Origin of the sequence: Gluconobacter cerinus, from assembly GCF_002723935.1 — a bacterium.
In the GTDB taxonomy this organism is placed as follows: Bacteria; Pseudomonadota; Alphaproteobacteria; order Acetobacterales; family Acetobacteraceae; genus Gluconobacter; species Gluconobacter cerinus.
Genome location: NZ_BEWM01000001.1, coordinates 810,154 through 823,943, shown reverse-complemented (window position 1 = coordinate 823,943; position 13,790 = coordinate 810,154). Strand labels below are relative to the sequence as shown.

Annotated in this window: 7 protein-coding genes; 4 read left to right on the top strand and 3 right to left on the bottom strand. The window is 56.6% G+C overall.

Annotation, left to right across the window (positions count from 1 at the left end; all coding sequences use genetic code 11):
* The first annotated feature begins 136 nt into the window (after window positions 1-136).
* The 3 genes from typA (at window position 137) to GCE01_RS03720 (ending at window position 4,787) form a co-directional block, all read left to right on the top strand.
* A complete protein-coding gene (typA, locus tag GCE01_RS03730) occupies window positions 137-1,957 on the top strand; it encodes a translational GTPase TypA (protein WP_099211145.1) in 1,821 nt (606 codons plus the stop codon).
* 275 nt (window positions 1,958-2,232) lie between these two features.
* A complete protein-coding gene (locus tag GCE01_RS03725) occupies window positions 2,233-2,532 on the top strand; it encodes a hypothetical protein (protein WP_244591067.1) in 300 nt (99 codons plus the stop codon).
* Between the two features lie 149 nt (window positions 2,533-2,681).
* The gene (locus tag GCE01_RS03720; protein ID WP_099210999.1) at window positions 2,682-4,787 is read left to right on the top strand and encodes a tetratricopeptide repeat protein; all 2,106 of its coding nucleotides are present in this window, start codon (window positions 2,682-2,684) and stop codon (window positions 4,785-4,787) included.
* A 104-nt stretch (window positions 4,788-4,891) separates the two neighbouring features.
* On the opposite strand, the gene GCE01_RS03715 is transcribed toward GCE01_RS03720, so the two are convergent.
* Together GCE01_RS03715 and GCE01_RS03710 are read right to left on the bottom strand one after the other, a co-directional pair.
* A complete protein-coding gene (locus tag GCE01_RS03715) occupies window positions 4,892-6,145 on the bottom strand; it encodes a D-amino acid dehydrogenase (RefSeq protein WP_046900180.1) in 1,254 nt (417 codons plus the stop codon).
* A 97-nt stretch (window positions 6,146-6,242) separates the two neighbouring features.
* On the bottom strand, window positions 6,243-7,265 hold the full coding sequence (locus GCE01_RS03710; protein WP_099210997.1) for an NAD(P)/FAD-dependent oxidoreductase: 1,023 nt from the start codon (window positions 7,263-7,265) through the stop codon (window positions 6,243-6,245).
* Between the two features lie 46 nt (window positions 7,266-7,311).
* Between GCE01_RS03710 and GCE01_RS03705 the strand changes: the two genes are divergently transcribed.
* A complete protein-coding gene (locus GCE01_RS03705) occupies window positions 7,312-8,379 on the top strand; it encodes a glycosyltransferase family 4 protein (RefSeq protein ID WP_099210995.1) in 1,068 nt (355 codons plus the stop codon).
* Window positions 8,380-8,387: 8 nt separating this feature from the next.
* On the opposite strand, the gene GCE01_RS03700 is transcribed toward GCE01_RS03705, so the two are convergent.
* Window positions 8,388-13,667 (bottom strand): Hint domain-containing protein, encoded by a 5,280-nt coding sequence (locus tag GCE01_RS03700; RefSeq protein ID WP_099210993.1) that lies wholly within the window; start codon window positions 13,665-13,667, stop codon window positions 8,388-8,390.
* Window positions 13,668-13,790 lie beyond the last annotated feature (123 nt).

Genomic DNA, 13,790 nt, shown 5'->3' with positions numbered 1-13,790 from the left:
AAGATGTGGACCAGCTTTGCGCCTCACTCAACCCGGCCCCTTTACGAAAAGACTGCGACAGAGTTTGCATATTCGCGGGATTCGGTGCAGAAGACGGCGCAAATTCTCATCTTCGATGCACCGTCTGGAAGACCAAATGGAAATCCGTAACATCGCCATCATCGCGCACGTCGATCATGGCAAAACCACGCTGGTTGACGCGCTCCTCAAGCAGTCCGGCTCTTTCCGCGAGAACCAGCACGTTGCTGATCGCGCGATGGACAGCAATGACCTCGAACGCGAGCGTGGCATCACCATTCTTGCCAAGTGCACGTCCGTTGTCTGGAAAGACTCGCGTATCAACATCATTGATACGCCGGGCCATGCTGACTTCGGTGGCGAAGTCGAGCGTATCCTGAGCATGGTAGATGGCGCGATCATCCTCGTTGACGCCGCTGAAGGTGCTCTGCCGCAGACGAAGTTCGTTCTGGGCAAGGCTCTGGCCCGTGGCATCCGCCCGATCGTGGTCGTGAACAAGATCGACCGTAGCGACGCGCGTCCGGACGAAGTGCACGAAGAAATCTTCGATCTGTTCGCATCCCTGGGCGCTGACGAGCACCAGCTCGACTTCCCGATGCTGTACGCTTCCGGCCGTCAGGGCTGGGCTGATCTTGAGCTGGAAGGACCGAAGAAGGACCTGTCCCCGCTGTTCGATCTGGTTCTGCGCCACGTCCCGACGCCAAACGTCGACAAGGATGCGCCTTTCGGCATGGTTGCAACCATCCTTGAGAGCGACAACTTCCTTGGCCGTATCCTGACGGGTCGTATCGATCAGGGCCGTGCGAAGGTGAACATGCCTGTTCGCGTGCTGCGTCCGGACGGAACGGTTGTCGAAACAGGCCGTCTGACCAAGCTGCTGTCTTTCCGTGGCCTGGACCGTGTGCCGGTTGATGAAGCCGAAGCCGGTGACATCGTGGCCGTTGCTGGTCTGTCCGAAGCAACGATTCCGGACACGATTGCTGATCCGTCCATCAGCGAGCCGCTGCCGTCCCGCCCGGTTGATCCGCCGACCCTGTCCATGACCTTCCGTATCAACGATGGTCCACTGGGTGGCCGTGAAGGCAAGAAGGTTACGTCCCGTCAGATCCGTGACCGTCTTTTCAAGGAAACCGAAGGCAACGTGGCCATTAAGGTTACGGAAAGCCCGGAAAGCGAAGCTTTTGAAGTTGCCGGTCGTGGTGAACTTCAGCTTGGCGTTCTGATCGAGCAGATGCGTCGTGAAGGCTTTGAGCTGACGATCGGTCGTCCGCGCGTTCTCTTCCGTGAAAACGAAGAGACCGGCGATCGTGAAGAGCCGTTCGAAGAAGTTCTGGTCGACGTTGACGAGCCGTATTCGGGTGTTGTCGTCGAGAAGATGTCCCTGCGTAAGGGTGTGATGCAGGACATGCGTCCGTCCGGTGGTGGCAAGGTTCGTTTGACGTTCCTGATCCCGTCCCGTGGCCTGATCGGCTATCACGGTGAGTTCCTGACCGACACGCGCGGCACCGGCCTCATGAACCGTCTGTTCCATGGTTACCTGCCGTATGTCGGCACGATCGAAGGCCGTCGTAACGGCTCGCTGATCTCCGCTGAAGACGGTCAGACAACGCAGTACGCGCTGTTCGCCCTTCAAGATCGTGGCACGATGTTCGTGGACGCTGGCGAGAAGATTTACACAGGCATGATCCTGGGTGAGCACTCCCGCGAGAACGATCTGGACATCAATGCGGTCCGTGAAAAGAAGCTGACCAACATGCGTGCATCCGGCAAGGACGAAGCCCTGCTTCTGACGCCGCCGCGCCGTATGAGCCTTGAGCAGGCCATCGCCTACATTGAAGACGATGAGCTGGTTGAAGTGACGCCGTCCGCCATTCGTATCCGTAAGCGTTACCTGGATCCGAACGAGCGTAAGCGCGCTTCCAAGAGCCGCGAAAGCTGATCTTTCCCATCAGGGAATAGATTTTAAAGAACGCGCACCGGGTTTCCGGTGCGCGTTTTTTTATGGCTGAGAGTCGAGAGGCAAGAAATCAGAAAGTCCTCGACGGGACTTTGGCGGAATTGAGGCGTCTTTGCGAAGAGGAACCTCTATCCCCCTGAAATTTCATAAAGTTAATGCACGACGAAGACGCGCACTGGTGCTAATTTCAAAGCATGGCCACTTCAAATTTTCTGAAATGTGGTCCGTTTTTCAGTTCTCTGGAGCTTCGTTCTCAGATGCGCCTTTTCAATCGTTCCCTAATCGCCGCCGTTTCTGCTCTGGCCCTGACAGCTGCTCCGGCTTTCGCTGATCCAGTGTCTGCTCCGGTCGAAGCAACGCCTGCTCCTACGGCTCCTGCCGCGCCAGCAGAGCCGGCTGCGCCTGCCGCCGCTCCGGAAGCAGCATCCACGGATGCCGCAATGTCTGACAAGACGAGCACCACGAAGAAGCATCATCACAAGAAGCACCACCACAAGAAGCACAAGAAGGCTGCCGCTGCTGCCTCCACGACGGATGAAGCAGCACCGTCCAACTAATGGCGGCTTACCCGGTTTTACCGGGTGGTAAGTAGAGGAAAGCGGGATCGGCGCAGGCTGGTCCCGCTTTTTTTGTTTTTACTGTACGGTTACCCCAGACTTGTTGCGTTCAAGATTATCGTCCCGTCAATTTTCCGGATTTGGATTTCATGACTTCTTATCTTCTGTCCTGGCATGGAACACTGCTTGCCAGCAGGGAAGCCTGCCTCTGCACAGCATCCTTTGCAGACGTCTTGCTAAAAGTGGTCACACCAGTTCTGTTAGAGGACGGCTATGAAGTGACACCTGCCCGGTCTGGGCTCGTGCTTCGCGAACTGCCTGACACAACACGTCCTTTGTGCGTTCTGAGGATGGGGACAGAGTTTCTCTCCAGCCGGAATTCCATGGATCTGGACTGGACGGGGCATCACATGGACTGGGAGAGCTTTCTTCCAATCCGGGCATCTCTCATTCCTGTCCTTCATGCTCTGCTGTCGCGCAGATGGTCTATGGGGAAAGGGCCTTTGCACCTCCCATATATTCGTGAATTTTCTCTCGTAATTGGGGAGCAAGCATGGCCTCTCGAAACTCTGATGGCCACGAGAGAAGATGATATCGTTCTCTTGGAAACTGAAGGCGAAGAGACCGTCTGGATCTTGGAATCTTGCCCGCCCAAAGTCTTATCTCAACTGTTGAATGCCCTGTCTGAGAGTCTCATGGGTATTGATTCAACGTCCGAAACTGAATGGCTGAACAGGCAAATTCTCAAAGTTTCCGTCGCTCCGCATGAAATCATTCATATTCTGTATCTGGCGTTGATGTGCGCAGAGCAGGGGCGATTGGATTTTGCCCAGGAATTTTTGAAATGTGCCCGACTGTATGATGAGCGTCCTGATCTCATCTACTTTCAGGCCATTCTGTCGGAGCGGATGGGAGATCATGCTGCCGCGACAGCGCACCTGTCTCAGGCGCTTGCACAGCAGTTCCCTGATCCGAGCATAATCAGGCAATTTGGGTATCTTGAGACCAGAATGGCAGAAGGAGAGAACATGCTTCTTCTTCTCCCAGAACTGATGCAACAGGTTTCAGGAAGTGGCTTCGATCCTCTTTTTGATTCCCTGATGCTCTCCCAGAAGTTGGCCACAACAAATAATCAGGATGTGGTGCAGGCCTACAGTCTGATGTTTGAGCAGTCCTGTTTCAGTAAAGGCCGAGACCGTGGCCTGGCGCTTTTGCGGCATGAGCAGACATGTAATGGCATCCGTTACTGGAGCGAGATTTGTTTAGGGCATGACGCGTGGCTGTCCGGGGATCGAGCTGCCGCAGACAAGCATTATAGCGAGGCCAAGACCCAAGCCATCGAAACCGGGATCATGCCAATTCACTATAATTGCGGTGTGTTTTCGTGGCTGCCTGAAAATGAAGTTGCAGGCCTTGAAGACAAAGTCGTGGAAGACCGTCTTGGAACGTCGGCGTGGACTTGGAAGTCCAGTGTTCTTCCAGGGCAGGAGGACGTTCAGCCAGAGCTTTGTCTAGTTTTCGGATGTGATACTGGATACTTCCAGTTCATTCCCAAGCTAGTGCTGTCTTTGCTGAAAGTGTGCATGGCCCGATCGAAGGGGGGCCGCATCCGCCTCTGTCTGGGTATCGATAGCCCGACGAGTGAACAGTTGGACTGGTTGGAAGAAATAGCCAGTGCCTTGTCGGTGCATGACTATGGGCTTGATTTCACCTTTGCGCATGGCCCGCTGACCTACCGTGACGGTGCAACCTACACGGCCATTCGATATCTGATTTTTCCGGAAATTGCCGAGCGCTGGAGCTGTCCGGTCATTACCGCAGACTGTGATGGCTACTTTCCGTCAGATTTCTTGACACTCTGGGAAGAGATGAAAGCCACGGCAGATTATGGCTTCCGCCTTTATGCATACGATAAAGCCGGGCATCAGTTTTTTGGAGAGCCGTGGGGTTTTGGGGCTGGCATCTCCTACTTTGGGAATGCGGAGAAAGTGCCCGACATCGCCCGTTTCCTGCATAATTATCTTCAAATTGCCTACAATCCGGATAATCCGACCAACTGGTGTATCGACCAATGCGCTTTAGTGCAGGCTTACAAGCAGTTTGTAGCACCAGATTGGGAGACGTTGCGTATTCGCTTTATGGATGACGGAACGCCGTTGATGGTGATGCCCCATCATGTTGGTGGTAAGCAGGAGCTGCTTGAGCACGAAGGCACAGTGTCCGCAGAGGACGTTCAGGCTTTTCTGTCCGCTTGAGCGGAAGAGTATAGCTAAAAACCGATTTTGGCAGATCACGTCAGATCGGTCTGCCAGAGAAAGAATGCTGCTATCAGCTTTATAAAGCCGATAGCAGCATCGTTTTACAGGTAGCGATCGAGAGAGAGATCCAGTGACGGAATGGCCGTCTGTCGGCCAGAGATCTGGTCTGCAACGATCTGGCCGGAGCCCGCTGCCATCGTCCAGCCCAGCGTGCCGTGACCGGTGTTAAGCCATAGATTGCCGTAGCGCGGAGCTGGCCCGACGATGGGTGTGCCATCTGGAGTGCAGGGGCGCAGGCCGGTCCAGTAACGGGCGGCGGAGAGGTCGCCGCCGCCGTACATCTCGTTGAACGACAGTTCCAGCGTTTCACGACGGTCCGGGCTCAGGCGTAAGCTGAAGCCAGTCAGTTCGGCCGTGCCGCCAATGCGGATGCGATCCCCGAGGCGCGTGATGGCAACCTTGTAGGTTTCATCATTCACCGTGGATACCGGCGCACGGCTCTCGTCTGTGATTGGCATGGTCAGGGAGTATCCCTTGACCGGATAGATCGGCAGACGCAGCTCCAGTGGCTTCATCAGGCGTGGGGAGTAGCTGCCAAGAGCCAGCACATACGCATCTGCTGTCAGGCGGCCAGCGCTGGTACGAATGCTTACGATGGATTTGTCAGCCGCTTCGATGGCTTCAATCGTGGTGCCAAGACGGAACTTCACACCCTTCTGCTCTGCCATGGCAGCGAGACGACGTGTGAAGAGATGCGCATCACCTGTCTGATCGCCCGGAAGGCGCAAGCCACCACGCAGACGATGGCGTGCATGGGCCAGACCTGGTTCATGCGCAATGATTTCATCGACGTTCAGAAGCTGATGATCCACGCCGCTTTCTGCCAGAAGACGCATGTCCTCGGCTGCGTGTTCGACCTGGGCATCCGTCCGGAAAAGCTGGATCAGACCCTTTTGGTCTCCGTCATATGTGATGCCGGTTTCGTCGCGCAGGGCGTCGATTTTATCGCGGGCATACTCCGCAATTCGAAGCATACGGCTCTTGTTAATGTCGTATGCTTTTTCCGAACAGTTCGCGAGCAGCTCGCCCATGAAGCGGAACATGGCCGTGTCGAAGCGCGGGCGGATGATCAGCGGACTGTGTTTGCTGGTCATCCATTTGGCGACTTTGAACGGCAGACCCGGCATGGCCCATGGTGTCGAGTAACCAGGGGAGACCTGACCGGCGTTGGCGAAGGACGTTTCAAGCCCTACGCCAGGCTGCCGGTCAATAACCTCAACTTCATGACCTTCCTGAGCAAGATACCAGGCGGTTGTCACGCCGATGACGCCGGCGCCCATGACGATGATTTTCATGACAGTTCTGCTGCTTTCCGATTGGTAGAAAACCGTATTTTCGATTTGGTACCGATCAGATCAGCACCAGCGGAAACGGTTGTCTACCCCCGGCTTTTCAGCCCGGAACGCCCTTGCTGGTGGAATATTCGAAGTGCAGGGCTGTATCCGGATGAACTATGGCGTGAATGGCATGAACTGCCATCGCACCTTCAGAAAATCCCTGAAGAATTAATTTAAGCTTACCAGGATAGGTTGCCACATCGCCGATGGCGAAAATGCCAGGTGTGCTGCTTTCCAAGGTCGCCGGGGTGACCGGAACCGTGTTGCGATGCGTGTCCAGGCCCCAAAGCGCGATCGGGCCGAGATCCGTGGAAAGGCCATAGAATGGCAGGAGCGTATCAGCGTCCAGATGGCGGGATTCGCCAGCTAGAGTAGTGACTTCCACGGCAGAAAGCTGGCCGTCCGCACCGTGCAGGGCGTGGAGCTGGTAAGGGACAACCTTCTCAATACGGCCCGCTTTGATCTGATCGTCGATGCGGGACAGTGTTTCCGGGGCACCGCGGAAGCGGTCTCGGCGATGCAGCAGATAAATGTGCTCCGCGACCTCTGAAAGTGACAGCGCCCAATCCAGAGCAGAATCGCCGCCACCGGCAACGACAATTTTCTTACCGGCAAAATCAGCACGCTTCTTGACGTAGTACTGAACTGCCCCTGTGCGCTCGTACGCTTCCAGTCCGTCTAGTGGTGGACGGTTCGGACCGAATGCGCCAGCTCCAGCCGCGATGATGACAGCCTTGGCTTTCACGGTGTCGCCACGCGCTGTGGTGAGCGTGAAGTCCCCACGGTGGCCCGTCAGGGTTTCCACGCGGGAGCCGAGCAGACGGGGAACGTCGAACGGTGCAATCTGCTGATCCAGCGCTTCGATGAGTGCGCCGCCCTCAATGGAAGGGTGCGCCGGAATGTCATAGATCGGCTTTTCCGGATACAGCGCCGCGCACTGACCGCCAATACTGTCGAGCGCGTCAATCAGGACGCAGCTCAGTTTGAGCATTCCGCATTCAAAGGCTGCGAAGAGGGCGGTCGGACCAGCGCCAACAATTGCGACGTCGGTGGAGAGGGTTTGAGGTGAAATCGTCATATCTGTTTCTTAGGCGTTTTGAGTTGAATGGGGTAGACCATCCCGCATGCGGTGCGCCTTTGTCATCCAACATATTAATGCAACAGGCGGAACCGAACGCTCTGCCTGCGCGGTGATGAACGGGCTTGTTCAGCGGGATGTGACGGTTCATCTGCTGGAACTGGTGGGAAACGGCCCGCCCGTCTTTCCGCTGGATGACAGAATTCCCGTAAAATCCCTGTTTGAAAAGCCGGTAAAAATTTTCAGCTCCTGGCCACGAATTGTTGGGAAATTGGTGCGCTATCTGAAGCGTCACCGCATCGACACACTAATTGTCGTGGAAGCCACACATGCTCTGTATGGCGTGGCTGCGGCCCGTCTGGCCGGGTGTCGGTGCATCGTGTGGGAGCACTTCAATTTCAACATTGCGCTGGGGCGTCGCAAACGGGTCTGGGGGCGGCAGATTGCGGCACGATGGGCTGATGATGTGGTGGTCCTGACGGCGCGTGACAAAGCGCTCTGGCAGGCAGGACTATCCCTCAAAGCGTCTCTGTCAGTTATTCCGAATATGGCCCCCCGGGTCTGGCAGACAGCTTATGCGCAGACTTCTCGTTTTGTTTTGACGGCAGGTCGGCTGACCGCTCAGAAAGGCTATGATCTCCTTCTGAAAGCCTGGGCGATTATAGAAGCCGATCAACGCGGAGCAGGCTGGTGTCTGCTTATTCGTGGAGACGGACCGGAACGGCTCATGCTTCTGCAACAGGCGGGGTGCCTGAAGCGGGTGACGATTGCCCCCGCGACCCCTCATCTTGACGACGATTACCGGCAGGCCGCGCTCTATGTGTGTTCATCGCGCTACGAAGGACTGCCGATGGTTCTGCTGGAGGCTGCCTCTGCGGGAGTGCCGGTGGTGGCTTTCGATTGCGAAACCGGCCCGGCGGAAGTGGTTGTGCCGGAGGAAACAGGAATTCTCGTGCCACCAGAGGATTATATCGGACTTGCTGAAGCTCTTCTGGCTCTGATGGAGCAGAATGAAAAAAGGCGGGCCATGTCTGACATGGGCCGCCTTAAAGCGCTGGAATTTCAGGAAGGCCCCATCATGGATCGATGGATGGCTCTCCTGGGTCAGTCCTGACTTTTTCTTCAGCCTGCTGCCTGAAGCGTTACTTTCCGCTCAAGTGCCATACCTAGTGCTGTTGTCACAGCGCCTTCAGAGAATGTGACGCTGGTGTATGTCTGTCCGGCTTCAATGGTGCCAGACAGAGTTTTGGCGGAATGCAGCGCCACAATCTGTTGGGCCATGTCTTGGCTGGTGGACTGGACAAGGCCACGCAGGCTTTCCGGAAGCGCCAGTCCTTCTGCGGCCACGGGCGTCATGATGCAGGGTACGCCCGCAGAGAGGCTTTCCAGAACCTTGCCCTTGATGCCTGCCCCGAACCGGAGAGGAGCGACACTGAGGCGCGCCTGATTCAGCACGCTGTCCAGGTTCTGGACATGACCAAGAACCCGGATGCGATCGCTGGCCAGAGCATGGATGCTGTCTGGCATCTCTGCCCCAACCAGTGTGCAGGTAATGGTCGGATCCATGGCCCACACTGCGGGCATGATGTCATGCACCAGCCACTGCACGGCATCACTGTTTGGGGCATGTGCGTAATTGCCAATGAACAGTACGCCGTTTCTGTCGTGGCTTGTGGACGATCTGTTGGCCGCAGGTGTTGCCCATGGAACCACATGCACGATGGCTTGCGGCAGATCTTTCCGAAGCTGGGCCGCTTCTGCTTCAGAGTGCGTCAGGACAGCATCCGCCTGGAGAGCTGCACGGTATTCCGCCACGCGAATCTGATTGGCTTTCGCCATCAGTTCCGGTCGGCCCTGCACTGCGGCCTGACGTGCCAGACGCAGGAAGTGAAGGTCTGCTACGCTGTAGAGGACGTAGGCTCTTTGTTGGTTACGGCGGACGAGTGCCATGTAGCGCGTCGCGATATCTTCACGGTGCAGATACACGACGTCGAAGCTGTTCAACTGGCGGCGCAGAACGTCTTCGACGGACGCAAAGAACGGTAGCCCCTGCACCTTTACACTCGGCAGTGAGTCCAGAGGAGCGGTCATGTCCATTTGGTCAGCGGCTACGAAACAGACGTCATAACCCAGAGTTTCGAGGGCCATCATGTGAGACAGGATCGCCTGCGACCCTGCATCCCGCTTGGCATCGGGGCGAAGGCTGTCAATGACGAGCGCGCGCTTGCGTTGCGTGGTGGCCTTCGTGGGCATTCCCCGGCGACGGCGCGTGGCATGAAGCGACTGTTCTGCCAGACCACTCACGGCCAGAGCACGGGACTGTCGGAGTTTTTCCACCTGTCCAAGGAGGAAGGACAGAACCTGATCGCCGGACTGTTCGTCAGCGGCGGCAGACACAGCGCGGGCTACAGTCTGCTCCATATCCGCGTCGAAGGCCGTTACGGGTTCCAGAACCTGTGGTGTGCCCAGAAGTGCGCCGTCCTCTTCCCGACGCACTTCCAGAACATGGCGTGTGAGGGGGGAGAGGCCGCCGGGCAGGATCACATCGAAGCCGCAGAGCAGGGGCCGTCCGCTCTTGGCAACATCGGGGCGACGACCGTTCGCCACGATGGAAGCGAGAACCACACCGTTATCGACAATCTGCAGCGTCACGACATCTTCGGAGTCAGCAGGGTTCGTCGCCCAGCCGGAGATGCGATTGCGTGTAGCGATGTCGATGAAGCCATCCAGAGGGGCCACTGGCGACGGTGATAGAACAGCCTGTGGAATTTTTTGCTCCATCTGGTCCATCATCCAGGGCGTGTTGCCCAGGGGAGCATGATCGGTGGCGCGACGCACTTCCAGAACGTGACGATCCAGCGGAGACAGACCGCCTGGAATGTCAAATCGGAAGCCACAGGCTCCACCAACATCTGGCCTTGCCGTTGACGTAGTGACTTCGCCGAGAACAACCCCATTATCAAGGATCTGAAGACGAACGGCGTCAGTGCTGCCCGGAATGCGTGCCCATCCTTCAATATGGGTGTGGGTTACGACGTCTAGGAAGCCTTCCAGAGCGCCCGTTGCCACACGTGTTTTCGTCGAAAGAGCGTTCAGGCGCGTCCGGATAGTGGCTAGTTGAGCGCCTTCTTCAACACGCGGTGCGCAATAGCGGGCCTGAGCCTGCGCTGCTGCAGGATAGAGCGCATCATACTCAGAGGCATTGTGGAACATGCCGCGAGAGCTGTCGTCTACAAAGGTTTCAGATTCTGCACCGTTCGCGAAGATAACGTCGTGGCTTTCCAGCTCAATGTGGAAATAAGCCACCTCATCCATGCGTTCTGCCTGAAGGATGCTCGTGCCATTGACCAGAGCGACTGCAGGGATCAGGACCCCGTCCAGATACATGGCGTGGAGCGGCGAAACGGACAGATCCTGCTGGGGCAGATTGTTGCCCAGAGAACCGCTCCGGAAAATGACTGGCAGGATGTCGCGGTTGCCATTGGCGAACGTACCCGAATAGCTGCGGCGACCGATCCAGTGAATAGCCCGCAGACCGTTCGAGCGGGTTTGAACCAGATCACCGATTTCAAGCTGCTCGACGGGAATTTCCCCGCGGTTCGTCAGGATGAGCGTGCCGCGGCAATAGCATGGCGTCCCTTCGGCGAGGAGCAGGGTGCCGCCTGTACTGTCAGACTGAACTGTGAAGAAATCGGCGGCGTAATCGCTGTCTAGGGCTATTGTATAGGTGTCTGTGCCGTTGGAAATTTCCAGCGTGGAAGGGTCTGTCAGGGTTGCTGTTGTGCTGCTGGACCAGGCGAGTTCCGGCAGATCCACTTTTGCACCACTGGCAAGATGGATATTCTTGGTCGTGCTGCCGGCATAAAGTGCCAGGCGGCTGCCATCACCAACGCTGATGTTCGAGGCTGTGCTTCCGCTGTGAACGGCAGCGGTCTGACTATTCGTTAGAGCAACGTCGGACAGAGCTGCGCCGCTTGTGGCGCTGTAGTCCGTCATTTCCAGCAGGGTCAGGGACGGATCGTGATCCGATTCACCATCCAGCTGCCCTGTGTTGATATGCAGGGTCTGGAACTGGCCTGCATTGGCGAACCCGTCTGTGCCGATGGTGTGATCAAGGGACTGAGCGTTACCTTCGTAGATGTAGGTGTAGCGGTTGCTCGCGTCTTCCTTGGTTTCCATGTCTGTCAGGCCAGCGTTGGCATAGACCTGATTGGCGTCGCTCCACGCCACGTCATTGAAGTCTCCGAGGATGCCGATCTTGGCGGTTGGATCGCTCGAAAGCTGGTTCTGGACGTAGTTCGTGATGTACTGGGCCTGCGCGATACGGTTGTTAACCGTCGCTGTCGTGCCGCCATGGTTTACCGGTGGCTGGGTCGCGCCATAAAGCTCCGAACTTCCAGCCTGGGAGGACAGATGCACGTTGATGAGCGTGACGTCCTTGCCGTTGAACTCGAAGGTTCCAACCAGTGGCAGGCGGGTATTCTTGAACGTGCCGCTCAGTTCCTCACTGCCAATGGTGGTAACGGGCTCTTTCAGCGTGACGCGGTCTGCGTTGTACAGGAACACGCTACGGATGTTGCCGCCCGTGACGCCGCCCTGCGTGTTATTGGCAGGATCAACCTGCGCCCACGAGTAGGTCGGGCCACCGGCATCTGCGATTGCCTTGACCAGCGCTGCGAGGTTTTGCTCGGCGCTGACCGTACCATCGCTGGTTGTGCCGCTGTCGTCTTGGATTTCTTGAATGGCTAAAACGTCAGGATTATCGAGGTTCTGTACGATGATCTTGGCAACCTGCGCCAGACGGTCTGCATTGGCCGGATCAAGAGCGTTGAAATTCTCGATGTTATAGTCACTGACGAGAAGATTCTGCTCGTCCTTGTGGAAGGTCGTAACCGGTGCAGGCGTTTCCGTGTGAATGACGGTGACCTGTGTGGTTGGGATCAGTTCATAGACGCCGTTGTAATAGGTCAGCACGCCCGTGATATCGCCAAGCTTGTCACCGACTTCGGCACTGATGGCCGAACCAGGCGTGACACCGCTGTCGTAATAGATTTCGACGCGCTGGGTGTTGATGCTGCTCTCGGTGCTTTGAAGCGCACCGGTGGGTGTCAGGAGGCCATTACCATTATCAGGCACGACCCATGTGGCATTGGACGCGGTGGCGCCGGTCGCTACGACATCATGCAGGGTAATGACCTGACCGATGAGGTTGCGGTAGAAATCAAGAGCGTTCGTGTCCGGGCTGAGAGACGCCGTGCTCTTGTTAAGATCGATCGCCTGCTCAAGGTCACCAAGGTAAGATGCGGCTGGAACCGTCAGGCCACCCTGACCAATGACCGTCGGAGCAATCTCTGCGTAGGTCGCGCCCGTATCGGTGTAAGAGACCAGATTGATCTCCGGCAGCGTGAGGGACTTGCTCCAGGAGGTGCCGGAATAGTTCGTGACGGTTCCGGTAATGGTAACGGTTTCGCCCACGGTCGGAAGGGTGGCTGTCTTGCCCGCATAGACAAAGATGCCTGTGCTACCGATGCTGTCCTTGTCTTTGCTGGCCTGCTGAACCCAAAAGCCGATGCTGCCATTCGTATCGATTGCTGTGACGACGCCAGTGGTTGTGACGCTGGCGCCCGCATACGGGCTGTAATAGCCGACGCCATTGATCTGCTGGATTGTCAGAGTCTGGGGCGTGGTGCTGGTTCCGCCAGACGAGCTTCCGCCTGTTTCCGATCCGGTGCCAGTGCCCGTTCCACTCCCGGTATCGGAGCCCGAAGAGCCTCCCGTGCCGGTATCAGAACCACCTGTGTTGGTGCCTGTTCCTGAACCGCCTGTAGCGCTCCCGTCATTGGCGGCTCCCGGTGTAACCAGAACCGTTCCCGCAGCGGCAGTGGTTCCGTAGCCTTCGATACCAGCCAGTGAGGGGTCATCAATTGCCCAGTCGGAGGCGCTGTTTGTGTCCGTTCCATCTGGAATGCGGGAGGCGCCGGCAATCAGCTTACCCGTCAGAACCGGAGCGCCAGCATAGGTCGGATCACCGCTGCCACCGTCTGAAACGGCAATGGTATCTCCAATCTCAGACCAGGGCGTGGACGTGAACGTCCCACCATTGGCGGTATCGAGATCATCGCCAGCCTTGCCGGTGAAATTCTTGACCAAAAGGACAGTTTGCGTGCCGTTCTGCAAAGCATTCGTCTGGTATGGCGTCACCCAGTAGCCAGCGCTGTTGGTCGTCCCGAGCTGAAAAACGTTGTCAATTTTGCCCGCGACGCTGCCGTCACCATCAACAACGATCAGTGACCATTCACTGTAATCTGTGTCGGCGTCCCCTTTGACTTCAATAAATTCGTTTGGATCTCCCGATGTACTTGGATTGAACATGAATTCATTGATCAGAAGGTTGGACGTCATCGGTAAATACCCTGATTGGAATGGTCTTGTTCAGAATGGTTACTGAAAAGTTAAAAACCATTTCTCTGTGTATGTAATAAAGAGTCAATAAGGATTGTTTGAATTTTTCAAATAATCACAAAA

Excerpts from the sequence above, each read along its gene's own strand:
- typA (WP_099211145.1), top strand. The coding sequence starts at position 137 with ATGGAAATCCGTAACATCGCCATCATCGCGCACGTCGATCATGGCAAA.
- GCE01_RS03705 (WP_099210995.1), top strand. The coding sequence starts at position 7,312 with ATGCGGTGCGCCTTTGTCATCCAACATATTAATGCAACAGGCGGAACC.
- GCE01_RS03710 (WP_099210997.1), bottom strand. The coding sequence starts at position 7,265 with ATGACGATTTCACCTCAAACCCTCTCCACCGACGTCGCAATTGTTGGC.
- GCE01_RS03700 (WP_099210993.1), bottom strand. The coding sequence starts at position 13,667 with ATGACGTCCAACCTTCTGATCAATGAATTCATGTTCAATCCAAGTACA.
- GCE01_RS03715 (WP_046900180.1), bottom strand. The coding sequence starts at position 6,145 with ATGAAAATCATCGTCATGGGCGCCGGCGTCATCGGCGTGACAACCGCC.
- GCE01_RS03725 (WP_244591067.1), top strand. The coding sequence starts at position 2,233 with ATGCGCCTTTTCAATCGTTCCCTAATCGCCGCCGTTTCTGCTCTGGCC.
- GCE01_RS03720 (WP_099210999.1), top strand. The coding sequence starts at position 2,682 with ATGACTTCTTATCTTCTGTCCTGGCATGGAACACTGCTTGCCAGCAGG.